The sequence below is a fragment of the Bacillus sp. 3G2 genome (genome assembly GCF_044324725.1).
Lineage (GTDB): Bacteria > Bacillota > Bacilli > Bacillales > Bacillaceae_G > Bacillus_A > Bacillus_A mobilis.
Window position 1 is genome coordinate 209,914 of record NZ_CP172246.1, and the last position, 26,996, is coordinate 236,909.

Annotated in this window: 28 protein-coding genes; 23 read left to right on the top strand and 5 right to left on the bottom strand. The window is 35.5% G+C overall.

Annotated elements, in window-relative coordinates; all coding sequences use genetic code 11:
* Nucleotides 1-71: 71 nt before the first annotated feature.
* Entirely contained in the window at nt 72-1,577 is a 1,506-nt protein-coding gene (locus ACHZK0_RS01200; RefSeq protein WP_395761075.1) for a DL-endopeptidase inhibitor IseA family protein, read from the top strand.
* Nucleotides 1,578-1,612: 35 nt separating this feature from the next.
* On the opposite strand, the gene ACHZK0_RS01205 is transcribed toward ACHZK0_RS01200, so the two are convergent.
* The gene (locus ACHZK0_RS01205; RefSeq protein ID WP_395761076.1) at nt 1,613-3,262 is read right to left on the bottom strand and encodes a DUF2334 domain-containing protein; all 1,650 of its coding nucleotides are present in this window, start codon (nt 3,260-3,262) and stop codon (nt 1,613-1,615) included.
* A 250-nt stretch (nt 3,263-3,512) separates the two neighbouring features.
* Between ACHZK0_RS01205 and ACHZK0_RS01210 the strand changes: the two genes are divergently transcribed.
* The gene (locus ACHZK0_RS01210; RefSeq protein WP_061677940.1) at nt 3,513-4,046 is read left to right on the top strand and encodes a transglycosylase SLT domain-containing protein; all 534 of its coding nucleotides are present in this window, start codon (nt 3,513-3,515) and stop codon (nt 4,044-4,046) included.
* 11 nt (nt 4,047-4,057) lie between these two features.
* On the opposite strand, the gene ACHZK0_RS01215 is transcribed toward ACHZK0_RS01210, so the two are convergent.
* Both ACHZK0_RS01215 and ACHZK0_RS01220 read right to left on the bottom strand, forming a co-directional pair.
* Complete coding sequence (locus tag ACHZK0_RS01215; protein ID WP_061677929.1) at nt 4,058-4,852, bottom strand: DUF4931 domain-containing protein; 795 nt, start codon at nt 4,850-4,852, stop codon at nt 4,058-4,060.
* 134 nt (nt 4,853-4,986) lie between these two features.
* Nucleotides 4,987-5,109: a hypothetical protein gene (locus ACHZK0_RS01220; protein ID WP_000709137.1), complete on the bottom strand. Its 123-nt coding sequence runs from the start codon at nt 5,107-5,109 to the stop codon at nt 4,987-4,989.
* 426 nt (nt 5,110-5,535) lie between these two features.
* Here ACHZK0_RS01220 and ACHZK0_RS01225 point away from each other — a divergent pair, with 426 nt between their 5' ends.
* The 7 genes from ACHZK0_RS01225 (at nt 5,536) to ACHZK0_RS01255 (ending at nt 13,113) form a co-directional block, all read left to right on the top strand.
* A complete protein-coding gene (locus ACHZK0_RS01225) occupies nt 5,536-5,670 on the top strand; it encodes an RAxF-45 family protein (RefSeq protein ID WP_046956655.1) in 135 nt (44 codons plus the stop codon).
* Nucleotides 5,671-5,795: 125 nt separating this feature from the next.
* Nucleotides 5,796-7,676, top strand: a complete 1,881-nt coding sequence (abc-f, locus tag ACHZK0_RS01230; protein WP_395761077.1) for a ribosomal protection-like ABC-F family protein — start codon at nt 5,796-5,798, stop codon at nt 7,674-7,676.
* Between the two features lie 149 nt (nt 7,677-7,825).
* Nucleotides 7,826-9,019 carry a sensor histidine kinase gene (locus tag ACHZK0_RS01235; protein WP_395761078.1) on the top strand — a complete coding sequence of 398 codons (1,194 nt, stop codon included), beginning with the start codon at nt 7,826-7,828 and terminating at the stop codon, nt 9,017-9,019.
* Nucleotides 9,016-9,672, top strand: a complete 657-nt coding sequence (locus ACHZK0_RS01240) for a response regulator (protein WP_098871381.1) — start codon at nt 9,016-9,018, stop codon at nt 9,670-9,672. The genes ACHZK0_RS01235 and ACHZK0_RS01240 overlap by 4 nt, the downstream gene beginning before the upstream one ends.
* A gap of 138 nt (nt 9,673-9,810) precedes the next feature.
* Nucleotides 9,811-10,743, top strand: a complete 933-nt coding sequence (locus ACHZK0_RS01245; protein ID WP_270606364.1) for an ABC transporter ATP-binding protein — start codon at nt 9,811-9,813, stop codon at nt 10,741-10,743.
* A gap of 15 nt (nt 10,744-10,758) precedes the next feature.
* Nucleotides 10,759-11,955: an ABC transporter permease gene (locus ACHZK0_RS01250; protein WP_262741416.1), complete on the top strand. Its 1,197-nt coding sequence runs from the start codon at nt 10,759-10,761 to the stop codon at nt 11,953-11,955.
* A gap of 12 nt (nt 11,956-11,967) precedes the next feature.
* Nucleotides 11,968-13,113 carry an ABC transporter permease gene (locus ACHZK0_RS01255; protein ID WP_270606363.1) on the top strand — a complete coding sequence of 382 codons (1,146 nt, stop codon included), beginning with the start codon at nt 11,968-11,970 and terminating at the stop codon, nt 13,111-13,113.
* An 11-nt stretch (nt 13,114-13,124) separates the two neighbouring features.
* Here ACHZK0_RS01255 and ACHZK0_RS01260 read toward each other — a convergent pair whose 3' ends face one another.
* On the bottom strand, nt 13,125-13,322 hold the full coding sequence (locus ACHZK0_RS01260; protein WP_262741415.1) for a hypothetical protein: 198 nt from the start codon (nt 13,320-13,322) through the stop codon (nt 13,125-13,127).
* 237 nt (nt 13,323-13,559) lie between these two features.
* On the opposite strand from ACHZK0_RS01260, the gene ACHZK0_RS01265 reads away from it, so the two are divergent.
* From ACHZK0_RS01265 to ACHZK0_RS01290, 6 genes are all read left to right on the top strand, one after another.
* Nucleotides 13,560-15,263 (top strand): ABC transporter substrate-binding protein, encoded by a 1,704-nt coding sequence (locus ACHZK0_RS01265; protein ID WP_395761079.1) that lies wholly within the window; start codon nt 13,560-13,562, stop codon nt 15,261-15,263.
* A 238-nt stretch (nt 15,264-15,501) separates the two neighbouring features.
* Nucleotides 15,502-17,229: an ABC transporter substrate-binding protein gene (locus tag ACHZK0_RS01270; RefSeq protein WP_270606361.1), complete on the top strand. Its 1,728-nt coding sequence runs from the start codon at nt 15,502-15,504 to the stop codon at nt 17,227-17,229.
* 103 nt (nt 17,230-17,332) lie between these two features.
* Nucleotides 17,333-18,289 (top strand): ABC transporter permease, encoded by a 957-nt coding sequence (locus tag ACHZK0_RS01275; RefSeq protein ID WP_270606360.1) that lies wholly within the window; start codon nt 17,333-17,335, stop codon nt 18,287-18,289.
* A 12-nt stretch (nt 18,290-18,301) separates the two neighbouring features.
* A complete protein-coding gene (gene opp4C / locus ACHZK0_RS01280) occupies nt 18,302-19,222 on the top strand; it encodes an oligopeptide ABC transporter permease (RefSeq protein WP_063259892.1) in 921 nt (306 codons plus the stop codon).
* 10 nt (nt 19,223-19,232) lie between these two features.
* Nucleotides 19,233-20,213, top strand: coding sequence for an ABC transporter ATP-binding protein (locus ACHZK0_RS01285; RefSeq protein WP_262741410.1), 981 nt, complete (start codon nt 19,233-19,235; stop codon nt 20,211-20,213).
* Complete coding sequence (locus ACHZK0_RS01290; protein ID WP_395761080.1) at nt 20,210-21,175, top strand: ABC transporter ATP-binding protein; 966 nt, start codon at nt 20,210-20,212, stop codon at nt 21,173-21,175. Before ACHZK0_RS01285 ends, ACHZK0_RS01290 begins: the two co-directional genes overlap by 4 nt.
* A gap of 37 nt (nt 21,176-21,212) precedes the next feature.
* Here ACHZK0_RS01290 and ACHZK0_RS01295 read toward each other — a convergent pair whose 3' ends face one another.
* Nucleotides 21,213-22,085 carry a Cof-type HAD-IIB family hydrolase gene (locus tag ACHZK0_RS01295; protein WP_395761081.1) on the bottom strand — a complete coding sequence of 291 codons (873 nt, stop codon included), beginning with the start codon at nt 22,083-22,085 and terminating at the stop codon, nt 21,213-21,215.
* 604 nt (nt 22,086-22,689) lie between these two features.
* On the opposite strand from ACHZK0_RS01295, the gene ACHZK0_RS01300 reads away from it, so the two are divergent.
* The 8 genes from ACHZK0_RS01300 to ACHZK0_RS01335 all read left to right on the top strand — a co-directional run bounded on the left by ACHZK0_RS01300 (nt 22,690) and on the right by ACHZK0_RS01335 (nt 26,986).
* Nucleotides 22,690-22,797: a DUF3948 family protein gene (locus ACHZK0_RS01300; RefSeq protein WP_000664237.1), complete on the top strand. Its 108-nt coding sequence runs from the start codon at nt 22,690-22,692 to the stop codon at nt 22,795-22,797.
* Nucleotides 22,798-22,838: 41 nt separating this feature from the next.
* A complete protein-coding gene (locus ACHZK0_RS01305) occupies nt 22,839-22,946 on the top strand; it encodes a DUF3948 family protein (RefSeq protein ID WP_000664237.1) in 108 nt (35 codons plus the stop codon).
* 40 nt (nt 22,947-22,986) lie between these two features.
* Complete coding sequence (locus ACHZK0_RS01310) at nt 22,987-23,094, top strand: DUF3948 family protein (RefSeq protein ID WP_000664237.1); 108 nt, start codon at nt 22,987-22,989, stop codon at nt 23,092-23,094.
* A 41-nt stretch (nt 23,095-23,135) separates the two neighbouring features.
* Nucleotides 23,136-23,243: a DUF3948 family protein gene (locus ACHZK0_RS01315; RefSeq protein ID WP_000664237.1), complete on the top strand. Its 108-nt coding sequence runs from the start codon at nt 23,136-23,138 to the stop codon at nt 23,241-23,243.
* A gap of 42 nt (nt 23,244-23,285) precedes the next feature.
* The gene (locus ACHZK0_RS01320; protein ID WP_001083699.1) at nt 23,286-23,396 is read left to right on the top strand and encodes a DUF3948 family protein; all 111 of its coding nucleotides are present in this window, start codon (nt 23,286-23,288) and stop codon (nt 23,394-23,396) included.
* Between the two features lie 310 nt (nt 23,397-23,706).
* Nucleotides 23,707-24,825, top strand: a complete 1,119-nt coding sequence (hppD, locus tag ACHZK0_RS01325) for a 4-hydroxyphenylpyruvate dioxygenase (RefSeq protein WP_262742929.1) — start codon at nt 23,707-23,709, stop codon at nt 24,823-24,825.
* A gap of 66 nt (nt 24,826-24,891) precedes the next feature.
* Nucleotides 24,892-25,848: a fumarylacetoacetate hydrolase family protein gene (locus ACHZK0_RS01330; protein WP_262742939.1), complete on the top strand. Its 957-nt coding sequence runs from the start codon at nt 24,892-24,894 to the stop codon at nt 25,846-25,848.
* Nucleotides 25,814-26,986: a homogentisate 1,2-dioxygenase gene (locus ACHZK0_RS01335; protein ID WP_262742930.1), complete on the top strand. Its 1,173-nt coding sequence runs from the start codon at nt 25,814-25,816 to the stop codon at nt 26,984-26,986. Before ACHZK0_RS01330 ends, ACHZK0_RS01335 begins: the two co-directional genes overlap by 35 nt.
* Nucleotides 26,987-26,996: the final 10 nt, after the last annotated feature.

Below are 26,996 nucleotides of genomic sequence, written 5' to 3' on the forward strand. Positions count from 1 at the left end.
TATGGATATTTTTTCTAATATTTTCTATAATTTATGATGTGTTTAATTTGATGAAGGAAGTAGGGAAGAAAATGGGGAGAGCATATAAAAAAATAGCTATTACAATGATGGTCGGTGCAATTTCACTTGTAGCGTTTGGGTGTGAGGCAGAAAAAAAGGTTATAAATCCAAACACAACACAGGAAAAAAGGGAAGAATCAATGGATCCAGTAGTTGAAAAACAGATGAAAGAAAATGAGAAAAATGGGAATACGGTTGGAAACAGTTCTAATAAAGGGCAGATGGTAGAGAGTAAGGGATGGGTTTACTATGCGGTAAATGGTGATAAAAATACAGGAGGCATTTATCGTACGAAAGATCAATTTCAGACTTCGGAACGTGTAGTGGAAGGTGTAAATGCTTCGTACATAAATATAAAAGACAAAGCTTTATATTTTATTCATACGGATGAAGATAAGAATGCGGGATTATCTTCTTTAATGAAGTACGATATATCTAACAAAAAGCTAGACACGTTAAAAGCGGATACAAATTATGTTTATATAAAAGATCAAACTTTATTTTATCCGAAAAAATATTCTGAGCATGGTGGTTTTGATATTGTAGGGATAGTAAAAATGGATTTGAAAACGGGGCAGGAAGAAGAAGCGGCATTTAAAAACTCAGGTTGGTCTCAAACGATAGACGATAGTATTCTACATTGGAATAAAAATCGTGGAACACAAGTGACAAAAGATAATAAAACTTGGTCAAAAGAAAATTATGCAACAATATCTAGTGCTACTTATAATAATGAAAAATTATATGCTGTTGTCGACTTTTCGTTACCTTTTGAAACAAATGAAGTTGAGCATGGCATATATGAAATAGACATTCAACAAAATAACGAAAAGTTATTGGTAAAGGGTGCTTTGCAGATGAATATGAAAGGGGATACTTTTTATTATTTAAAAAAGGATGGAGTATATAAGAAGAAAATGAATAGTGGAAATGAAAAAGTAATTTATAATAAAGCGGTTGAACCAACTAAATCCTATTTATATTTTGTAGCAGGAGATATGTATCTCTATACGGATAATGGAACTATTTTAAATCTAGATACAAAGAAATCAAATGAAGAAAAAGATAAGAAATTAGCAGATGATGTTATGTTACAGAAAGTATGGAATGCACAGAAGGAACTTATTAATGTTCAAATGGCTGCACTAACAGGAAATCCAAAACGAGTAGGGGATTTTTCATACGGGGAATTAGTGAATCCTATTTATAATACGAAGGATACTTTAGAGACTACGCTATCTACGTACTTCTCACAACCATTTATAGCAGAGTACATGAAGAGTAAGTATATGAAAGAGTTAAATGGAAAAATGCACTATGCTATTGGAGATCCAGGATCAAAAGCAGCAACTAAATTTACAAAAATTATTTCTGCCGAGCTAAAGGATGGAAAAATAAAAGCGCAGGTAGAAACGTATAATGAATATGATAATGTAACGGAAAAAGTAGAAGTTGAATTTATTTATGAAAATAATCAATGGGTTATTAATAACATGCCACGTTTTGGTTTAAGTTAAAAAAACCACCAAGCATTTTGCTTGGTGGTTTTATTTTAGGATTCTAATTTTTTCGCACGTCTTAATAACAATAGAAAGACAATGATGAAGAAACCGAGTATAAGGAAGAATCCATATTGTTTTACGTAATCCATTACGTCGCTTGCGCTTGTTGGTTTTTCAACGTGAATGCCGTCTTTATTCGTAGTAATATGAATATCTTGCATTTTTACTTCATTTGTTTCTTTTTGTAAATCAATCCATTCTATATTTGGAATGCTTTCTAGATCCTTTAATACTTCTTTTAATGGTTTCACACCTAAGTAAGGATGGTAGAATGCACCAATAACTCCATCGGATAATTTAGCAACAGATACAGCACGTTCCTTCATCTTTGCAATAGCGTGTGGCTTATCTTCTTCAATAAAACCAACTGTTTCAGGAATTAATTTCATCCCATGTAAAAATGATGGAGTACTTGTATAAAATGGTGAGTGCATGGATTTCCAAGTTGTATCACTTAACTGTAGTTGTCCTACATAAGTTGAAAAGTATCTTGATAATATTCCATATCCTTTTTGGGACATCGTGTAATGGGGTGCTTCAAATGCGACAGGATATAGCTTGGCATCTACAAGTTCTTGAATGCCTTTTTCAATATGCTCAGTCGTATATTTTTCTTCAAATTCTTCCCCTTTTTTTACGTATGCATTATATGCCTCTATATTAGGAAAATCATCTTTTGTTTTTGATTTTTCATGCTTCGGTTGACGAATTGGTTGGTCTGTTTTTACGTCCCAAAATTCAAAACCTTCTCCAGTTTCACTATCATAAAATTGGTGCGTATAACCATGCATAATAATTGCTGCACCATCATCTTGCATAGAGCGCAAAAGATCGACTAGCTCAGGTTTATCTTTTAAATGTATTGTCTTTCCTGTATCCGGATCTTTATATACCGGTATGACTGTAATCATGTAAGGAATCTTTTTCTCTTTTAGTAATTCAGCAATTTCTTTTAATTTATTTATATCTGCGGCTGGATGAATATCCTCAAGACGTAAATAAGCTTCCACTTTATCTGTCGTTGGTTTTTGTCCGAAGTAAGAAAATAACATTTCGCCGACGTAATGAGACATCCAGTCAAAGAGATTTGATGTTGCAACATAATAAGATGTTTCATGCTGAACGATTAGTGGGCTCTTGCTATTTGGGGTTAAAGCGTTAGCAAGAACAGTTCCGTTTGTATCAAAAGCTTGAATCAATCGTTCCTCTTCTAAAGTGTTTTTTAGCTTATGGCTTGGATATTCGATTTTATTAACTCGTATATCATTATCCTTTAGCCTAATGAAAGAAAAGCGATTAGATAATTGTTCAACATTTTGTCCTAAAGCTAATACTGGGCCTGAGAAATTTTCTAGAAGTTTCTTTGTTTCAATAGGAAATTCTTCTTTTTGTTCCCCGATATAAACAATATGTGTATAAGAAGATGAATTAGTAATTTCGTTAGCCTTTTTTAAACTTTTCGTAGTTATATCGTTTGTAAAATGTCCTAATTGAGTATTAAGGATTTGAATATTATTTGTAATTTGATCGTCTTTTGTACTGTATAAAACAAGTACTTTTGGTTTTGATGATGTTTGTGCAGAGGTGTGGATAGGGATAAGTAGTAAAATGCTGAACAAGAGTAATATGCACTTCTTCATTTGGTCTGCTCCTATTCTATATGTAGAGTTCAATTTACAATTATATACAAGAAATACGTTGTAGTCCATGAAAGTTACATTTTTGCACGTATTTACCAGCTGTTTTTTCACAAAATCGGTCTAAAGCATGATGATAATATATATAGTTATTTGCTATGATAAAAGAGTAAGAGAATGATAGAATTTGGGTAATTGTAAAGGGAAGAAGGCTGAAAGGGGACAAATTTCAGCGGAGAAAGAGGTAGAGGTAGTGAAGAAATTCTTTGTAGGATTTTTAGTTGTTCTTGGGGTGTACTTATATTTCCAAGGAAAGTCTGAAGGAATGGACAAGCTAGTGAATGAGACAAGCTATGTTGACTCAGAGGAAGCAAAACAGATGAAACAAATTATTATAGAGGAAGCAAAGAAAGTCAATCTTCCAGAATGGATACCTCTTACAATTGCCGAACATGAAAGCCGGTTAAATCCAAGAAGTATTGGAGATAACGGAACTTCATTCGGATTGTTTCAATTGCATCGCGGTGGCGGGCTTGCACCAGATCATTTAACTGATGAAGAGTTGAAAGATCCGCGCACAAATGCGCAAATTGCAATGCCGCATTTAATGAAAGGATATAAGCGCGGGGTGCAAAAAGGTTTGACTGATTTTGCATTACTGAAATATATAGCAAATACATCAGGATGGCCAGGAAATTTAGGGCCAGAGTGGACGGATAATAACATGAAGTATAACATCGGATTAGAAGATGTGTACTATCGAAATAAAGGCGTAATAAAAGAGTAGGTTTTTTATACCTACTCTGTTTTTTTATGAATAACTTCATCCTTTTCTTGTATGAAATACTGCGCTAGTTGTATTTTCACGTCTTCTAGTTTTGTAGAAACTTGCGGTATTTTATATCCTACATACAATGGTGAAACGACAAACCTAGGAACAACTTTACAAATGATTTTTCCGTTTAAGTAATAGAAGAATAAGTTATAACTACTACATCCTTTATGGAAATCTGTCAGTATGTAACGTACAGTTTGCTGAATATAATTTGCTAGTTCATCTATGCATCCAATATCTTCAATGATGATATTAAATTCAGTAAAACCGATAATAGGACGATCTGAAATATTGAGTTCAATGCGTTCATTTTTTTGTACAATTACTCCTCGGAAGTTGTCCTGTTCTACGTTACCGAGATAGTCTACATATTTCATTCCGATAATCTGCATGTGTGCATGATGCAAACTTCCGCCTGAGAATGGCCCGTGATTTTTGTATAAAATCACAGATGTGAATTCTTCATTCTTCTGTAAGTCTAACCAATGTTTAATCGAAAAACGAATTAGCGATCTCATATGTTCTTCTGTATATGTCGCAATATGATCTTCACAATTATCGGTTTCGATTAACACCGTTTGAAATGTATCTTTTAATGTAGGAAATTTGTTTTTTAGCCAAATAATTGAGCCCTCAGTTGCTAAAATATCCGTTAAATTTTCTCTGTCACAAAAAGGACATGCAGCGCTTCTATTCCGGATGCTTTCTGGTTTTTGTTTGCCGATATCGTTTAAAAAGTATAGTTGTTGTGTATCCATTTATATATATGCCCCTTTAAAATATGTGTGAAAATCCCGCTTAATACATTCGGGAAAAGGAGAAGGAAATCCTTTAAAGGGAATAGGAAAAATAAAAGACAAGATATCCTCATTACAACAGGGTACCTTGTCTTTTATTTTTTCTTTAATAATGTGTATGGATAATATAGATCATTTTTATTATGTTTCTTTTTTCTATTTTTTATTGTGTATAAAGCAATTGCTGTACTCGCGATTAAAATAATGGCTTTCTTCATATTCGTTTACCCCTTTTTTATTGTTGGTTTAATTCTTGGCTAACTGCTTTTGCATCAACTAGAGCGTGTAAAATCATTTTTACCATGTTCATCATATTCTCTCACTCCTTTTTATAGTTCGTTTAGTTCTTTTACAACTGCTTGTCCGTTCACTAATACCTCAAAGATTGCTTTTACGATTTCTTTCATCATGATTGTTTCCTCCTTTTGTTGTCTCTCTTGTTTACATCTTTATTGTATAGGGAGGCATCTTTTCGTACTATCGCTTTCCATTACGTGAACATAACAGTTTTGTAAGATTTGATGTCACTTATTGAAATGTTTAGTCTATCTTCATTATTTTCAGAAAAATGACTATTCAAACATGAAATGGGAAAGTATAATAAAGAAGTAAGTATTAAATTCCGTACGAAAGAGGTGAATGAGATGAAACGTTCTTTAGCTGCACGTGCCAAATTTTTAGATTATATCTATTTTTGTCGTGCGATTTTTCATGATGTAGTTGTTAACGGGATACGTCTGTCCTTTTTTAACAATTGCATAGTAGCTATTGAACGATAGAAATCTCTTCACCCATTTTTAATAAACGTGTGAAAAGGGAGCTATTTGGCTTCCTTTTTCTATGTCGAAAACCATGGGGAATGTTTCTTTCCCATGGTTTTTTTATATTGAAAGGAGTACGGAAAATGACAATTTGTAGTGTAAATAATGTAACGAAATCTTTTGGTGGAAACATCATATTTGAAAATATATCGCTTGAAATAAAGAATGGTGAACGTGTTGGATTAGTTGGTCGTAACGGTAGTGGGAAGACCACAATCTTTCAGCTTCTAACTGGAATGGAAAGTTTAGATGCAGGAGCCATTCATATGAAGAAAGGTACACGTATTGGTCATTTGGCACAAATTCCGAAATTTGATGAGGATATGACTGTATATGATGTACTGAGTTTGGCTTTTAAAGCAGAAAAGGAATTAGAAAGAGAAATGCGTACTTTAGAAAAAAATATGGCGGAAGAAAGAGAACCGTCTGCTTTACAAAAATTAATGGAGAGATACGGAGTAATTCAAGAAAAGTTTGCGTTCCTTGGTGGTTATGAAATAGAAGCGAATTTGATGAAGGTAGCAAATGGTCTACAGGTGACAGAGCTATTTCCTCGATCATTTCTGGAGTTAAGTGGTGGGGAACAAACAAAGGTAAGTCTTGCATACATGCTATTGCAGAAACCAGATTTACTTCTATTAGATGAACCAACCAATCATTTAGATTTATTCGCCGTAGAATGGCTAGAGAAATTTTTAAAAGAATACAATGGAACGGTTATGGTCATTTCACATGATCGCTATTTCCTTGATGAAGTTGTAACGAAGATTTTTGATTTAGAAGATGGAGAGATTCACGTGTATCATACAAACTATTCTCAGTTTGTTGAGGAAAAGGAAGAACGATTGCTTCAGGAGTTCCAGGCTTATCAAGAACAGCAAAAGAAAATAAAGAAAATGAAAGAAGCAATTAAGCGACTACGTGAATGGGCAAATCAGGCGAATCCTCCGAATGAAGGATTGCATAAGAGAGCGAGAAGTATGGAACGCGCACTGGAACGTATGGAGAAACTAAAGAAACCTATTTTAGAACAGAAACAAATGGGACTTCAGTTTGAAGGACAAGAGAGAAGTGGGAAAGATGTTGTTGTAATGAAAGAAGTGAGTAAAGGGTTTGCTGACCATCCTTTATTTAACGAAGCGAATTTACATGTTCGTTTTCAAGAGCGTGCGGCGATCGTCGGTCGTAATGGTACAGGAAAGACAACGTTACTAAAATTATTATTAGAAGAAATAGAACCAGACGCTGGTGAAATTCGAATTGGTAGTAGTGTGAAAATCGGTTATTTATCACAGCATGCGTACGGAAATGTGAAGAGTAATGTATTAGAAGCTTTCAGGGAATATGTAGCTGTAACAGAGGGAGAAGCAAGACATATATTAGCTAAGTTTTTATTTTATGGTCCAGCGGTGTTTAAGAAAGTAACGCAACTGAGCGGTGGAGAAAAAATGAGATTAAGGCTTGCGCAACTTATGTATCAAGATATCAATTTTTTAATTTTAGATGAGCCGACAAACCATCTCGACATTGAATCAAGGGAAGTTTTAGAGGAAGCTCTTGAACAATATAATGGAACGATTTTAGCTGTTTCACATGATCGTTATTTTTTAAATAAGTTATTTGAAAAGACGTATTGGATTGATGAACGTAAATTATTTGAGTTTGCAGGGAACTATGCATGGGCGCGTAAAAAGTGGGAAGAAAAACTTGAGGCACAAGTAATAAAGCAGCAACGCCAAGGAAGAAAAAGGATTGAAATAGCTCCTATAAAAAAGAAAGAAGTTAGGAATGTTGAGGAGATTGAAACAGAGTTGATGCATGTAGAAAAAGATATCTATACGCTTGAGTGTAAAATGGAACATGTAGTTGATGTTGAAATGCTTGAACAATTGTATGAGGAAAAAACGAAGAAAGAGTTGTTACGAGCGGAGTTATATAATGAGTTAGAGAATATCGCGGAGTAAAGAAAGTAGAATGAAAGAGCAAGTTGTTTTCTCATATTTTGAGGAGGGCTTGCTCTTTTTGTGTAAGAAAAGAGAAGTAATTGGTATAATTTTCTTGTTATTACAATAAAGAGACGCATTTTAGGTTATTAAAACGTGAGGAGAATTTTATGTTAGGATACGCACGAATTGCTACAATCGTTATGATCTGTTTTGTTTATGCAAACCATGTTTCACGTGAAACAGCACATTTGCAATTTTTTGTGGGTATAGCACTTTTTATTTATATTGTGAATCACATTTTGCTAGTAAAAGCGAATGGAGGTAAAAAACTTGTTTTTTATACACTATTAGCGAATGGGATAGTCACAGCTTTATTAGGTTTTTTATTTCCCGAGACATGTTTATATTTAATTGTATTTGGAATTGATGCAGTAGGGCTATTTATTCATGAATTTCGTAGAAGCATGACGTACTTTTTTATTACTTTTTTCTTTCTTTGTTGGCTTATAAATATATTACATGCGTATCAACATACAGGTAGTTTAGAATTGGAGAGTAATGCCATTAATTTTATGTTCATCGTTTTTAGTGCTTTAGCTGGAAGTTTAATAAAAAAACTTACAGCTGCTCGGAAAATGGTAGATGAGCAATATGAGGAATTAGCATTATCACATTCAGCACTAAAAGGAGCACATGAACAATTAAGGCTATATGCCAAAGAGGTAGAAGAATTGACAGCTGTCCGGGAGCGAAATGATATTGCCCGAGAAATTCATGATACAGTTGGTCACAATATGACTGCCTTACTTGTTCAGTTACAACTGGCAGAGGCTTTATGGAAACAAAAATCAGAAGCTACAGAAGAGGTTTTACATACATGTCATGGACTAGCAAGAAAATCGCTTCAAGAGGTGAGAGCGTCTGTACATGCCTTAAAGGAAGAAAGTAACCCAGGGAACATAATAGAGAATATGCGTGAAATGTTACATGGATATTCTAAAGCGACGAAAGTACAAGTATCTTTTCAATTACAAGGGGATCCGGTTGTGATTCCGTTGTCACTACAACCTACACTGCTCAGGGTTATGCAAGAGTCTTTAACAAATGCAAAGCGGCATGGCAAAGCGAGTTTATGTGAAGTGAGTTTAACTTGTTCGGCGAAACAAGTTAAATTATGTATTTTTGATAATGGCGTGGGAGTTAACGAGGTAAGTCCGGGCTTTGGTTTACTTAATATGAGAGAACGAGTAGAGGAACATGGTGGAACTATTCAATTTGAGAGTGAGATAGAAAAAGGCTTTCGGTTACAGATTGAATTTCCACTTCAGGAGAAAACGTGGATAATAGGGGGAACGGTATGATTCGTATTATGATTGTTGATGATCAATCACTCATTCGTGATGGGTTAGCGATGTTATTAAATTTACGTCCGGAACTTGAAGTAGTGGGAACGGCTACGGATGGAGATGAAGTAATACAAAGAGTGAAAGAGCTACATCCTGAAATTATTTTGATGGATATTCGGATGCCTCGTATGAATGGTGTTGAAGGAACGCGTTTAGTTAGAGAACAGTTCCCTCATATAAAGGTACTTATGTTGACGACTTTTAGTGATAGTGAGCTTATCTTTGAAGCATTGGAGCAAGGAGCAAGTGGTTATTTATTGAAGGACATGGAGACAGATGCAATTGCTCAAGCAATTTTAACAGTGCATAGTGGAGGAGCTGTGCTTCCTCAGGATATAACGGCGCAAATCATAAAAGAATTAAAAAAGACAAAAGTAGCAGTAGAGTGCACCATACCAGAACAATTAGCGCAATTAACTGAGCGGGAAGTAGATGTTTTAAGAGAAATTGGACTTGGTTTAAATAATAAAGAGATTGCGGAAAAGCTATTTATTACAGAAGGAACTGTTAAGAATCATGTTTCTAATTTAATTAGTAAGTTAGAACTGAGAGATCGAACACAGGCAGCCATATATGCAGTAAGGTATGGCGTCACGATGTACACATGACTTTTGGCATATATAAGAGTGAAAAAGCAGCGGAATTTGCTGCTTTTTTATTTTGTATTTCTATCTTAAGGGTGATGGAGAGAAGAAGAAATTTTTCTACAATGAAAGTGTAGATGAATACAAAGGGGCTGAATCGGTATGTTAGTCATAGATCATATTACGAAATCATTTGGTAAGAAGGAAATCATAAAGAATGTTTCTTTTGAAGTGAAAAAAGGTGAAACATTTGGATTACTTGGTCCAAATGGAGCGGGAAAATCAACGACGATATCAATGATTTGCGGGTTAATTTCATACGACAGTGGTGATATAAAAGTTGGTGGAAAATCTGTAAAAGAATATCCATTAGAGGCGAAAAAGAAAATTGGTATTGTTCCACAAGATATTGCGTTGTATCCGACACTTTCAGCGAAGGAAAATTTGGTTTTTTGGGGAAAGATGTACGGTTTAAATGGAAAAGTTGCAAAAGAGCGAGCGGAGGAAGTATTAGCTTACGTCGGTTTACAGGATCGTGGAAAAGATAAAATTGAAACATTTTCAGGTGGAATGAAAAGGCGTATTAATATTGGTGTAGCACTTATGCATGAGCCAGAGTTGTTAATTATGGATGAACCGACAGTTGGGATTGATCCGCAATCGAGAAACCATATTTTAGAGACTGTTAAAAAGCTAAATGAAAAAGGGATGACAGTTATTTATACGAGTCATTACATGGAAGAAGTAGAGTATTTATGTGAAAGAATTGCAATTGTTGATCATGGAAAGGTAATTGCATTAGGAACGAAAAGGGAGCTATGTAATCGCCTGGCAGATGGGTTTATAGTGAGATTACAATTAAATCGTTATAGTACGGAACTGCTACAAAAGTTGAAAGCACTATCTGTTGTTGAACGAATTATTTTTGATGAAGATAATAGTACGATTGATATTGGACTAAATAGTGGCGAGTCCATTGGTATAGTTGTGTCAGTAGTTGTGGAGAACAACGCCCAGATTTTAAAGCTTGAAGTGCAAGAACCGAATTTAGAGGCACTCTTTTTACAATTAACAGGACGTTCACTTCGTGATTAAGGAGGTTAGTGCGGGATGAAAAGTTTTATTATTGCATGGAAAGATTTAAAAATACGTTTAATTGATCGGCGCGGATTTATGATGATGTTAATTATGCCGCTTTTATTAACAGCGATTTTAGGTTCAGCGTTAAGTAATATATTTGATAATGGTGGACTACCAAAAACAGTGATTGGCTATTATCAAGTAGGAACTGATGAGTTTGCAGATGTCTTTCAAAAAGACGTATTGCAATCTAAAGAATTAAAAGATGATGTGAAAGTAAAGATAGTTAATTCTCAGGAAGAGCTTGAAGATATGTTAAAGGAAAAGAAAATCGATGTGGGAATCGTCATCCCAAATAAATGGAGCGAACAGGTACAAGATGGAAAATTAAAAGAACCAAAGGTTCTTATAGACCCATCAAAAGATATACAAGCGAAAATCGCTGAATCAATGATACGCTCTTTTTCAGAGCGTGTTCAAACAGTTGCGGTATCTACTAAAAGTGTTGTGACGGAATTAGCAAAGTCTCAGCATAGTAATGTGGAACAAGTTGCAAAAGAAGTGAGTGGAGGTTTACAAACAGTAGCAACTTCGGGTGCAAATAACATTGAAAAAGGAACGATAGGTAAAAAAACAGTTGCAGCGATGCAATATTATGCAGCAGCGATGTTAGTCATGTTTTTACTATATAACATAACGGTAGGTGCAAAGTCAGTTGTAACAGAGCAAAGAACTGAAACGTTGGCGCGTTTATTCAGTACACCGACGAGCTCATTTTCAATTCTATTCGGGAAGTTTTTAGGTACGTTATTATTTGCTTGTATACAATTAGGAATGTTTATAGTTGCTACACACTTTATGTTTCAAGTGGAATGGGGCGGAGACTTGTCTCAAATAGTAGCGGTGGGAATTTCTTATGCAATTTGTGTTTCTGGTTTATCTATGTTAATTGCCGCTTTTATTCGTGAGGAAAAAACGGCAGATGTAATGGGAGGGATCGGTATTCAAATACTCGCTATATTAGGAGGATCGATGTTACCGATTTATGTATTCCCTGATTCACTTCAAACCATTGCGAATGTTGCTCCGAATAAATGGGCGCTTACAAGCTTCTTAAATATTATGTCGGGAACACCTTGGGATGTGCTACTCCCTGTTATTTTTAGTTTATGTAGTGCGGGAATTGTCTCCGTTATGATAGGAACATTACGTTTACGTACGAGATAGGAGGGGGAAATGATGAAGAAGGTTTGGGCACTTTGTTGGCTAGAGTTACAACAAATTTTAATAAAACCACAAAGTTATATACTCATGTTTGGAATGCCTATTATTTTTACACTCATTTTCGGCGGACTTTTAGGTGGAAGTGGGAATACGAAAGTAAATGTTAGCTTAGTAGATGAAGATGATTCTGTATTATCTAGCAAGTATTACGAGGACATAAAGAAAGGTGACTTAATTTCTATAGAGAAGGTAACGTATAAGGAAGGAAAACAGAAGATTGAAAACAAAAAATCATCCGGCATAGTTATTATTCCGAAAGACTTTCAAAGGAGTATGCTAGATGGAAGGATAGAAAGTATTCAGTTTCAAGCCAGTGCTGATTTTACTGGTGGAACTTCTGTAGAACAAGTATTGGCAAGTGCGTTAAAAAAAATGGAGATAGAGGTTAGCGCAGCGAGAGATTTTGAGAAGAAAAGTAACACTTATTGGGAAACAATGTATAAAGAAATTTATACAAAAGTAGAACCTGTTTCGATTCAAAAAGAGTCAATTTCACATGATGATCAAAAATTAAATGACGTTACAGGACGAGCGGCAGGCTTTTCAATTCTATTCGTTATGATTGTCATGTTAAGTGCGACGGGGACCATTTTGAAAGCTAGACAACTTGGTGTTTGGTCTCGTTTATTAGGAACGCCGGTTTCAAAAGTTCAAATATTATCAGGGTATATCCTATCGTTCTTTTTAATAGGTTGGATTCAATTCGGTGTTTTAATGATATTAACGCATTCCTTATTTGATGTGCAGTGGGGAAATTTATTAGGGGTTATTATACTCGTTTCCGTATTATTATTAGCTGTCATTGGTCTAGCTTTATTATTAGCAAGCATCGTAAAAACAACAGAACAACAGTCAGCGCTAGGAAATATCGTTGTGATTTCAACATGCATGATTGGTGGTCTTTATTGGCCGATTGAAATTGAACCAGCATGGATGCAAACGGCAGCAAACTTTGTTCCGCAAACTTGGGCGATGCGTGGCTTTACGGAGTTAATTGTAAGAGGAGGTACATTAGCAGATATAGGAAGTTATATTGGTATACTCATTTTATTTGCAGGAGTATTTTTTGTGATTAGTTTAACTAGAATACGTTACGACTGAAAAAAACAGAGTTACAGCTTTACACGCTGAACTCTGTTTTCTTTTTGTGTCGGATCTTCCTTTGTTGAAATGATAATGGCGATCCCGAGCATAATAAAAAAAGCTAAAAAGAGGACGAACTTTGGGAAGAATGGGAATAGTAATAGCGCCCCGACTATCATAATTGTTAATAATACGTAGTGCAGGACGTATTGGAATAGGTTGTCCATGTTTTCGCCCCCTTTTTGGTAATTGGTTATTAGTATTCTATGTTTCATACTGAACGAATAGAAGTGAATTTTTAATTTTTTAATACGAAATAAAAGAGAACGATTGACATGTTTAAAGGAAAGGAATAATCTTGAAATTAATTCATACTATTTTTATAGGTAAAATAAAGATAGTTACAGGAATGGCGTCTATGTTCCTACATCGTTAAAAATTAGGAAGGTAAAGGTGAGCGTGTAATGAAAAATGCTTTTAAAGGAGCACTTGCTACATTTCTTAGTGTATCGGTATTACTAGCCGGATGTGGTCAAGAGGAAGCAAGTACAAATGAAGCCGGGAACGTACCAAAAGTAAAAGATGAATTTATTAAAGCAAGCGACAAAGCAAAAAGTCCTACAAAAGTAAAAGAAAGAAAAGATACCTTTGTAGTTGGAATGCCAAGTCCTGGAGGGATATTCCTTCCGCACTTTATGGAGAATGGATGGGATGGTAACATAACGCAAGCTATCTTTGCTCCTCTTGTTGGACTCGATAAGGAAGGAAAACCAATTCCAATTTTAGCGAAGAAGTGGGATATTTCGGAGGATCAGCTTACATATACGTTCCATTTGAAAGATGATTTAAAGTTTAGTGATGGATCCCCATTAACAGCAGATGATGTAGCATTTACATTAACGTTATTACATGATCCAACTTATAGTGGTGCGACTGATATAAGTCAAACAGCAATAAAAGGTGGGCAAGCATATAAAGAAGGAAAAGCGAATTCTATTGAGGGAATTCAGGTCATAGATTCGAAAACAATTAAGATTACAACTGAAAAGGTAAATGCCCAAACATTATCGTTAATTGGCGGAGAAGTGATTTCAAAAGCTTATTACGGGAAAGAGTATAAACAAGGACACTTGGAGTATTTAAAAGAGTTGTATGGGAAACCGGTGGGAGCAGGAGCTTATAAATTGGATAAATATATTCCTGGTCAAGAAGTTCGATTTGTAGCAAATGAAAATTATTTTGAAGGAAAGCCGAAGATTGAGCACTTTATTTATAAAATTACAAAAGGTGATACGAAGCTACAACAATTTCAAGCTGGGGAAGTAGATTATGATGGTTTTACGACAAACGTAGAGACGATTGAACAATTAAAAGATTTAGGTTTTGCTAATATTAATGTGTATACAGGAAGCTCTTACGGCTACATTAAAATGAATTATAAGAAGCCATACTTTAAAGATAAACGTGTCCGCCAAGCATTTATTTACGGATTAGAGCGTCAAAAGGTTATTGATACGTATTTCCAAGGATATGCGTCACTCGTTAATGTACCGATTACGCCAGTTTCTTGGGCGTATACAGAAGAAGGCATTAATAAATATGAGTATAATTTAGAGAAGGCGAAGAAACTGCTGGATGGGGCTGGATGGAAAGCAGGTTCGGATGGAATTCGTGAAAAGGATGGACAAAAACTGAAAGTAAGTTATTTTGCCTCATCAGCAAGTAAAATAAATGATGTAATGATTCCTGTGATGAAAGAAGATTATAAAAAGCTTGGTGTAGAGTTTAACCCAGAATATATGGACTTTAATACGATGATTTCAAAAGTGATAAAAGGTGATTATGATTTAGCGATGGTATCTACGCCAATGATTGATGATCCGAGTGGAACAATTGAGGAGTTTGTGTCGACAAGTAAACGAAACTATGATGGATATTATAATCCGAAAGTAGATGAATTAGCTAAGCAAGCATTAGAAACGTTGGATATTGAAAAGAGAAAAGAAATTTATAAAAAGTTGTATCAGGAGTTGAGTGAAGATCCGCCTGTAATCTTCTTAAATAATAGCAAAGTGGTGTCTGCGCATAATGCGCGCATTCAAGGATTACAAGAAGATAACTATAACGGTATCTTGTTAAGTTTACCTAAATTAAAGATAGAACAATAATTTTGAAAAAATTCTAAAAATATTTATTTAGAAAGAATTGACAAAATATAACGGACGATATAAGCTAATAACCATAAAGTCTACCGGAAAGGTCGGAATAGGATTGTTACCCCTCAAAAACATCTATTTTTTTACGATTAAAACCGACTTTTCCGATTGGCTATAAATGTGCTGTGGGAGGCATACATAAGCTAATAAGTTCAAAGGGTATAACTATTAAACAGTTAGGGTGGGGACAATGAAGACAAAGACAAAAAAATGGGCTGGTGTATTTTCGGTATTATTGAGTAGTTCGCTTGTGTTATCTGCTTGTGGGGGACAGGAGGATGCGGCTTCTACAGAACCGGTTAAACAGCAGGATTTAAAAAATATAAAAATTGAAAAGATCGCGGCGACAGATAAAACGAAAGTGCCAGATAAAGCGAAGAATAGAAAAGATACGTTAGTAGTTGGGATTAACAAACCAGGCGGCGTATTCTTACCGTATTTCCAACAAAATGGTTGGGATGGAAACGTAACTTCAGTTATTTTTGCATCTCTCATATCAACCGACAAACAAGGGAAACCAATTCCGGAATTGGCTGAGAAGTGGGACGTTTCTTCTGATCAGTTAACATATACATTCCATTTACGTAAAGACTTGAAATTTAGTGATGGTTCACCATTAACAGCAGATGATGTGGCATTTACATTGACACTTCTACACGATAAGGCATATGAAGGTGAAGTAGACATCTCTCAATATGCAGTTAAAGGTGGTAAAGAATATAAAGAAGGAAAAGCAACTTCAATTGAAGGTATTCAAGTTGTCGATCCACAAACAATAAAAATTACGACTGAAAAGGTTAATTCACAAGCTATATTTGTTTTTGGTAGCACAGTACTATCAAAAGCTTATTACGGAAAAGATTACAAACAAAATACCAGTTTAGATTACTTAAAAGATTTATATGGCAAACCACTAGCTGCGGGTCCATATAAATTTGAAAAGTATATTCCAGGTCAAGAAGTTCGTTTTGTAGCAAATGAAAATTACTATGCGGGTAAACCAAAAATTCAAAACTTCATTTATAAAATTACTTCTGGCGATACGAAGCTTCAGTTATTCCAAACAGGTGAGGTTGACCACACTGGCTTAGGTACTGGTGACGAAGTTCTTGAACAGGCTAAGGCTTTAGAATTTGCAAATATCCAAATCGAAACAGCACCATCATTTAGTTATGTTTATATGAATCATAATAAGCCGTACTTAAAGGATAAAAAGGTTCGCCAAGCGCTTATCTACGGATTAGATCGTAAAAAATATGTTGATACAGCATACAAAGGATACGGTACGGTAGCTAATGTACCAATTCATCCAACCTCTTGGGCTTACACGGAAGAAGGTGTTAATAAATATGAGTATGACAAAGAAAAAGCGAAAAAGTTATTAGATGAAGCAGGATGGAAAGTTGGCTCAGATGGAATTCGTGAAAAAGATGGTCAAAAATTAAAGCTTTCTTATTTTGGCCCAAGTTCGGCTAAAGATAGTGATTTATTAATTCCGATTGCGAAAGAGAATTATAAAGAGATAGGCGTAGAATTTAATCCTGAATTTATGGACTTTAATACGATGCTTTCAAAAGTGAACAAAGGTGATTATGATTTAGCTTCTGTTGCTACACCGATTACATCTGATCCTAGCGAAACGGCTGGTGAATATTTATCTAGTGCGAATGAGAAGAGTCTTGGTTATAAAAATGCAAAAGTAGATGAGTTAATTCAAAAAGGTATTGAAACGGTAGATATTGAAAAACGTAAACCAATTTATAAAGAACTTTATAAAGAATTAAGTGATGATCCACCAGTAATTCTATTAAACTATCGCAGAACAATTACTGGTTATAACGGGAATATAAAAGGAATTGATCCTGAAAAATACAATAGTATTAGCGCAAACTTACCAGTATTATCATTTGAAAAATAACGAGAAGAATGTATAAGTAGAAGACATTTTTTCATTCGGTTAGAAATGTGCCGATTTGAAAAAATGTTCTTCTATTTTAAGCATTAGATTGGAGAGAAAAAGGGTGAAAACATATATCGTTCGTAGGTTGCTACAAATGATTCCGACATTGTTTGGAACATCAATTATTATCTTCTTCCTGTTTGCACTTCTTCCAGGTGATTATATTGATTCAAATCCAAAGATTACACCGGAAAGAGCAGCTGAGCTTAGGGAATTGTATGGATTGAACAAACCAATTGTTGAGCGTTATTTCCACTGGTTAGGTAATGCGTTACAGGGAGACTTTGGTTTTTCGCTTCAATATCAAGAACCTGTAACGGCACTATTAAATAAGTTTATTTGGAATTCATTTAGTGTAGCAGTTATTGCATTATTTTTTATTTGGCTAATCGCACTTATTATCGGTGTATTCTCGGCGACGAAACAACATTCTTTATTCGATAAACTTGTAACAATCGGTGTCTTTGCAGCAATGTCATTCCCGTCCTTCTTTATCGGGTTGTTTTTAATTAAAGTGTTCGCGGTTGATCTTAAGTTATTACCGATAGGTGGAATGATTGATGTTGGTAGTAATTCAACAGGATTCGCTTATGTGATAGAAGTTGCAAAACATATGGTTTTACCGGTATTTATTTTGACACTTCTTGGAGTAGGTTCATTAACTCGTTATTTTAGAACGAGTATGTTAGAGGTTGTAAGACAAGATTACATACGGACAGCACGAGCAAAAGGTTTAAAAGAAAAGACTGTTATTTATAAGCACGCATTAAAAAATGCTATTTTACCAGCGATTACATTGCTTGCGTTTGAGTTACCTGGATTGTTTTCTGGGGCAATTATTATTGAACAAATTTTTAATTGGCCAGGGATTGGTAACATTCAATTAGAAGCACTTAATTTCCGTGATTATACGGTATTAATGGCATTTACGATGTTTCTTTCTTGTTTAACAATTGTTTCAAACTTTTTTGCAGACATTGTATATGCAGTTGTTGATCCACGTATTCGGTTGAAGTAAGGGGGGAATGAGATGGAAACTGTTACAGCGATTACAGAGAAAAAAGGAAAAAAGAGAAGAAATGAATCATCACCATGGCGACAAGCTCTTAAAAAGATAAAGAAAAATAAGATGGCACTAGTAGGATTGTATGCGTTGATTTTTATGTTTTTATTTTGTTTTATAGGACCATTTTTTTCGCCATATGCATCAGGAAAAATACAAGTTGCGTTAATTAACAAACCACCTAGTTTTTCTCATTGGCTCGGTACAGATCAATTAGGAAGGGATATTTTAACGAGGCTTATGCAAGCGGGACGAATATCATTAACGATTGGCCTAGCTTCAATGGTTTTATCAGTGATACTAGGAGCGGTTTTAGGAGCTATTGCAGGATTTTATCGTGGCATCGTTGATAATATTATTATGCGTCTTGCCGATATTTTAATGTCGATGCCAGGATTACCATTACTTATTATAATGGGGGCGATTTTATCAGAGTGGAAAGTACCGTCTGATTATCGTCTGTATGTCATTATGATTATTTTAAGTTTAGTAGGTTGGCCTGGGCTTGCACGCCTTGTAAGAGGTCAAATTTTATCACTGAGAGAGCAAGCGTTTATGCAAGCTGCTGATGTGCTAGGAATAAAAGATTACCGAAAAATTATCTATCACTTAATTCCTAATGTTTTACCGATATTAATTGTCGTATCCACATTAGGCGTTGCAGGTTCAATTTTAGGGGAGTCCGCACTAAGCTACTTAGGTCTCGGAGTCGTTCCACCTACACCGTCATGGGGGAATATGATTAGTGCAGCTAACTCATTAATTGATTTTCAAAAGCGTCCATGGTTATGGATTCCACCTGGTTTCGCAATCTTTATAACAGTTGTATCAATTAACTTACTTGGTGATGCACTTCGTGATGCGTTAGATCCAAAGATGAGACGGTAGGTGAGAAGGTATGAGTAGAGCGGTAGTAGAACTGAAAGATTTACAAACACACTTTCAGACAGAAGAAGGGACAGTCAAGGCTGTAAACCATGTTAGCTTTGCTGTTCGAGAAGGTGAAACAGTTTGTGTAGTAGGTGAATCGGGTTGCGGGAAAAGTGTAACAGCTTTATCTATTATGGGACTTATTGCTGAATCAGGAAGTGTAGTAGGCGGAGATATTTTATATGAAGGAAAAAGTCTTTTAGGAATGAAAGAGAAGGAGCTTCGTAGTTTACGAGGGAATGATATTGCGATGATTTTCCAAGAACCGATGACATCGCTGAATCCGGTCTTCACTGTAGGAGAACAGATTGTAGAGACGTTAAGGGAGCATGAATTACTTAGTAAAAACGAAGCGTATAAGAAAGCAATTGAGTTAATTCGTAAAGTCGGCATAGCTCGTGCGGATGAAATCGTCCATTCTTATCCGCACGAACTGAGTGGCGGGATGTTACAACGTATTATGATTGCTGTTGCACTTAGTTGTAATCCTAAGTTATTAATTGCTGATGAACCGACAACGGCTCTTGATGTTACGATTCAAGCTCAAATATTAGACTTATTAAGACAAGTAAAAGAGGAATTTAAAACATCCATTTTATTAATTACACATGATTTAGGCGTTGTAGCAGAAATGGCTGATTACGTTGTTGTTATGTATGGCGGGAAAGTTATTGAAGAAGCACCAGTACTAGAAATATTCCAAAATCCGAAACACCCATATACGAAAGGCTTGTTGAAATCAAAACCAGTGATGGGAAAACGAATAGATAAACTATATTCTATTCCAGGGCAAGTTCCTAATTTAGTTGGTTTGGATGAATTTTGCTACTTTAGCGGTCGTTGTGAGCATTGTATGGAAATATGTAAAGAAGAAGCACCGAATCTAAATGTACATGATGAGAATCATAAAGTAGCTTGCTGGTTATATGAGGAGCGTGCGGGACAATGAGTGAACCATTATTAGAAGTAAAAAACTTAAAAACATATTTTCCTGTTAAAGGCGGCATATTTAGTAGAACGGTTGGACATGTAAAAGCGGTTGATGGAGTAAGTTTTACTATTAATAAAGGCGAAGTATTTGGTCTTGTTGGTGAATCAGGAAGCGGAAAAACGACGATAGGAAAAACAATTTTACGTCTCGTCCAAAAAACGGAGGGGGAAGTGAAGTTTAAAGGACACGATGTTCATTCTCTATCAAAAGAGGAATTGAGAAAACATCGACCTAATATGCAGCTTGTGTTTCAAGATCCATTTAGCTCATTAAATCCGAGAATGAGAATTGGAGAAGCACTTGGCGAGCCGATGTTGGCTCACGGACTAGCGACGAAGGAAAATGTTCGTGAAAAAGTGACAGAAGTATTAGAGTTATGTGGCTTAGCTCCATATCATATTGACCGGTACCCTCATGAGTTTTCTGGTGGACAACGTCAGCGTATCGTTATCGCAAGAGCTATGGTATTAAACCCAGAATTCATTGTAGCCGACGAACCTGTGGCAGCATTAGATGTATCCATTCAAGCACAGATCATTAACTTATTTAGTGAGTTACAGGAGAAAAAGGGATTATCTTATTTGTTCATTTCACATGATTTAAGCGTGGTAGAGCACTTATGTACGAAAATTGGAATTATGTATTTAGGAACGATTGTGGAAACAGCGCCGCGTGATGAGTTATTTACGAACCCACTTCATCCGTATACAAAGGCATTGCTATCGGCTGTGCCAATACCAGATCCAACAGTGAAGCGAGAGAGGATCATACTAGAGGGTGACATTCCAAGTCCAGCAAATCCACCTTCGGGTTGTCGCTTTCATACACGTTGCCCGTTTGCAACAGATATTTGTAAACAAACAGTACCAGAATTCCGTAATGTTGGTGAGGAGCATTTTGTTGCTTGTCATCATGTATAAAAAAAGGACTCTTTCAAATAGAAAGAGTCCTTTTCTTTTATTTACTAGATGAAGTTTGTTTCAATACAAATTGCTCGATTGCATGAGCAACACCATGTTCATTGTTTGTTAATGTTACAACATCACATAGTTTTTTTACATCTTCTTCAGCATTGCCCATTGCGACTGATAAGCCAGCTACTTGTAACATTGGTACATCATTAAAGTTATCCCCGATAGCAATAGTATCTTCAATTGGTATATTGAAATAAGCAGCCATTTCTTGTAGACCGTTCCCTTTATGACCATGCTTATCCATGATTTCTACATTAGTAGGAGCTGATGCCGTAACTGAAATATCAGTGTCTTCTTGTAGCATGCTTAATAGCTGTGCACGATGCGCTGCATTAAATGTCAAAATGAAGAATTTAGATATTTCTAATTCTGGATTATTTACAACATCTTCGATTTTTTGGAAATCAGTAATTAAGTTTGATTTCTTTTGTTTTTCTGTAATTCTTTCAAGTTCTTCAAGTGTAACATCTAGTGTATGCTTGTTCTCTTCAAACGCTTGCATGACTTGATCTTGCCATGTATATGGAGAATAAACTCCTTTATTCGTATATAGCTTATATGGAAAACCTTCAGATTCTAGTAATTTTGCAAGTTTGTATACTTTATCGTTTTGTAAACAACGCGAGTTAATTACCTTTCCATCCACATAAACAATTGCCCCATTGCTCGCTCCAACTGGAAGAGATAGTTTATATTCTTCCAATAATTTCAAAGCATCCTCTTTTGCGCGACCAGAACAAATCATGACAATATGACCGGCCTCTTTTGCAGTTTGGATAGCTTGTAAGTTCTCTTTGGAGATCCCAAGATTAGATGATAGTAGTGTACCATCCATATCTAATGCGATTAATTTCAAAATGACCACCTCTTTGCTTTTATTATACATAGTTATATAGAGGAAACATATAAACTTATCTTGGAAAGATTGTATTTTATCCCGCTTTAATGGGCAGTAAGACCCCCACCTCAAAATTCAGCGAAAGCAAAGAAGTTAGGTGTGGGATCAACTGCCCATTAAAGTCCGATTGGTGAGGGCTAATAATCAGTGGGGGATGAAGAAAACCCCCACTGATTAAAGTTTCACTTTATCTAGCGCAGACAGTTAGTAAAAGCTTGATAGATTCCAACGTATGCATTTAAATATGCACTTTGATTTGTAACAAAAGTAGAGGTAAGTATGGGTATGTTTCGTTATATGACTGTGATATTACAATAACATTACAAATGTCAACTTAGTAGAAAGTGCATTAAAACAAGGTTTTTAAGGGTGTTTATAAAAAAATGTAAAAAAAGTGTAATAAAATTTACGTAATTATATTGCAACGTAACAATAGTTATGTTACATTAATGTTACAAACGTTACGTTATTAACTTTAATGTAACGCTAACATAAAAACTATGAAATAAACATTTCTTAGAAATTACATATAGATAACTTATTAAAAAGGAGGATACATAAAATGAAAGAGCAAGTATTACAAGTAACAAAAGGTGATTTCGTAGGATCAGCAAGTGGAGCAGTAGTATTAACAGCATTAATCGTATTTCTATCAAGCGTATTAGTATAATAGAAGTTTTGTAATAAAAGAAAAAGAGAGGAGAATGCAAAATGAAAGAGCAAGTATTACAAGTAACAAAAGGTGACTTCGTAGGATCAGCAAGTGGAGCAGTAGTATTAACAGCATTAATCGTATTTCTATCAAGCGTATTAGTATAATAGAAGCTTTGTAATAAAGAAAAAGAGAGGAGAATGCAAAATGAAAGAGCAAGTATTACAAGTAACAAAAGGTGACTTCGTAGGATCGGCAAGTGGAGCAGTAGTATTAACAGCATTAATCGTATTTCTATCAAGTGTATTAGTATAATAGAAGTTTTGTAATAAAAGAAAAAGAGAGGAGAATGCAAAATGAAAGAGCAAGTATTACAAGTAACAAAAGGTGACTTCGTAGGATCAGCAAGTGGAGCAGTAGTATTAACAGCATTAATCGTATTTCTATCAAGCGTATTAGTATAATAGAAGTTTTAAATTATACAAAATGAAAGGAGAATGAGGAATATGAACAGTGAACAAGTGTTGCAAGTAACAAAAACAGATTTATTAGGGTCATTAGGTGGAGCGGTAGTATTAACATCATTTATTCTATTCCTTGCAAATATATTAGTATGAGATATATAAATACAATCATTCAAAAAAAATAAAGACTCTAGCATATTAGTAAGTAGTTAATATGTTGGGGTCTTTTTTGTTTTCCTCTCATATATACCTTCAAGTATGAATGCTCCCTCCGTCATGTAAAGAGAAAAAAGTCGAATTTTATATGTAAGAAAAAAAGAGGAATTTGACAGAAAAGATAGAAAATTTTAAAGGTCAGAATTTGTTAGCTTGCTAACTAATTTCTAATAACTTACGTTGGAAGCGTTTTCGGTTGGTTTTAAGTATGAACCATTTAATCTATTTACAGGGGGATGAGGATTTTATGAAACAAAAATCTATGGATACGCTAGCTGCACAAATGGAGGACTTTTTTCCGGTACGTGATGTAGATCATTTGGAATTTTACGTAGGAAATGCAAAGCAATCAAGTTATTACCTTGCGAGAGCATTCGGATTCAAAATTGTGGCTTACTCTGGATTAGAAACTGGTAACCGTGAAAAGGTATCTTATGTTCTTGTGCAAAAAAATATGCGTTTTGTTGTGTCTGGAGCTTTAAGTAGCGACAATCGTATCGCAGAATTTGTAAAGACACATGGTGATGGTGTAAAAGATGTTGCTTTACTTGTTGACGATGTTGATAAGGCATACTCGGAAGCAGTGAAACGTGGCGCCGTCGCGATTGCTCCACCTGTGGAATTAACAGACGAGAACGGTACAGTGAAAAAAGCAGTTATTGGTACGTATGGTGATACAATTCACACGCTTGTAGAGCGTAAAAATTATAAAGGAACATTTATGCCGGGATTCCAACAGGTGGAGTTTAATATTCCATTTGAAGAGTCAGGTTTAATTGCTGTAGACCACGTAGTTGGTAATGTTGAAAAAATGGAAGAGTGGGTTAGTTATTACGAGAACGTTATGGGCTTTAAACAAATGATCCATTTTGATGATGATGATATTAGTACAGAGTATTCAGCGTTAATGTCGAAAGTTATGACAAATGGAAGTCGTATTAAGTTCCCTATTAACGAGCCAGCAGATGGAAAGAGAAAGTCGCAAATTCAAGAGTATTTAGAGTTCTACAATGGAGCAGGGGTACAACATCTTGCTTTACTAACAAGCGATATCGTTAAAACAGTGGAAGCGCTGCGTGCAAATGGTGTGGAGTTTTTAGATACACCTGATACTTATTATGATGAATTAAGTGCACGAGTTGGAAAAATTGATGAGGAAATTGATAGATTAAAAGAATTAAAGATTTTAGTAGATCGTGATGAGGAAGGATACTTACTACAAATCTTTACGAAACCAATTGTAGATCGTCCAACTTTATTTATTGAAATCATTCAACGTAAAGGTTCTCGCGGATTTGGAGAAGGGAACTTTAAAGCATTATTCGAATCAATTGAAAGAGAACAGGAACGTCGCGGAAACTTATAAGATTTGTATCCACCAGCAAAAGTCTTTTTGTTGGTGGAAATTTCATTTTCATAGGGAGGAATCATGATGAAATTTGTTACATTTCGTCTTCCTTCGAAAGAAATGCGAGCTGGATGGCTTGAAGGTGACAAAGTAATTGATATGAACCTTGCTAGTGATGGAAAATTACCTTCTTCTATGTTTGCCTTTTTAGAGAAAGCGGATGAGTATGTAGAAGTATTGCGTAAGATTAAGAATCCGGAAAAGGGTGTATATTTCTTAAAGGACGTACAATTAGCGGCGGCAATTCCTAATCCGAGTAGTATTCGTGATTTTTACGCGTTTGAACAGCATGTAAAAACGGCCCGTGGCCGAAGAGGGCTAGATGTTGTACCTGAATGGTACGATATCCCGGTTTTTTATTTTACGAACCATCGTGCTGTAATTGGTCCGGATGATTTTGTAATTGGTCCGAAGAACTCTAAAAAACTTGATTATGAGCTAGAGATTGCTTGCGTAATTGGAAAAGAAGGAAGAAATATTTCTCGTGAGCAAGCAGAAGAATATATTTTTGGTTATTGTATTATGAATGACTGGAGTGCAAGGGACTTACAAGCAACAGAAATGAAGGTAGGACTTGGTCCAGCAAAAGGAAAAGATTTTGCAACTTCATTAGGAGCGCATCTTGTTACGAAAGAGGAACTGGATGTGTATCGTAACGGTGACCGTTATGAATTAGAAATGACTGCTCATGTAAATGGAAAGCTATTATCAAAGGGGAACTTCCAAGATATTTACTATACATTTGCTGAAATGATTGAACGTGCTTCAGAAGACGTTACGTTATATCCAGGCGATGTGATTGGTTCTGGGACAGTAGGAACAGGGTGTATTTTAGAACTGGGTACGGAAGAGTGGCTGCAAGATGGAGATGTTGTAGAACTTACGATTACTGGTTTAGGTACGTTACGTAATACGGTCAAAAAAGAAATGGAAGCAGGTGATGGGCATGTTTTATCGTCACATGGGGGAGCTACCTCATAAACGACATGTGCAATTCCGTAAAAAGGATGGATCGCTTTATCGTGAACAGGTAATGGGAACGAAAGGTTTTTCTGGTACGCAGTCTATTTTGTATCATCATTATATGCCAACGGAAGTATCGCATTCGGCGGTATCACATTCCTGTCAGTTGCAGTATGAAGAAGATGTAGCTCTTGCTCATCGTCATTTTCGCACGAAAGAAAATAAAAAAACTGGCGATGCAGTAAGTGGAAGAAACTTTATGCTTGGGAATGAGGATTTATTAATTGGAGTAGTGACTCCAACAGAAAAAATGGACTATTTCTATCGTAATGGTGATGGCGATGAAATGTTATTTGTTCATTACGGAACAGGGAAAATTGAAACGATGTTTGGAACGATTCACTATCGAAAAGGTGATTATGTAACGATTCCAATTGGCACAATCTATCGTGTTATTCCAGATGAAGGAGAGACTAAGCTTCTTGTTGTAGAGGCAAATAGTCAAATTACAACGCCGCGTCGCTATCGTAATGAATACGGACAATTGTTAGAGCATAGCCCGTTTTGTGAGAGGGATATTCGTGGTCCTGAAAAATTAGAGACGTATGATGAAAAAGGTGAGTTTGTCGTAATGACAAAGTCGCGAGGGTATATGCATAAGCATGTTTTAGGGCACCATCCGTTAGATGTTGTTGGATGGGATGGCTATTTATATCCGTGGGTCTTTAATGTAGAGGACTTTGAACCAATCACAGGTCGTATTCATCAGCCACCTCCAGTACATCAAACGTTCGAAGGTCACAATTTCGTTATTTGCTCTTTCGTACCGCGTTTATATGACTATCATCCAGAATCTATTCCGGCACCATATTATCATAGTAACGTGAATAGTGATGAAGTACTGTACTATGTAGAAGGAAACTTTATGAGCCGGAAAGGTGTGGAAGAAGGTTCTATTACACTTCATCCGAGCGGAATTCCTCATGGGCCGCACCCTGGGAAAACAGAGGCGAGTATAGGGAAGAAAGAAACACTTGAATTAGCTGTTATGATAGATACATTCCGTCCACTTCGTATTGTAAAACAAGCACATGAGACGGAAGATGAAAAATATATGTATAGCTGGATTGAAGAAGGTTCACATACTGTGAAATAAGTAAAAAGAG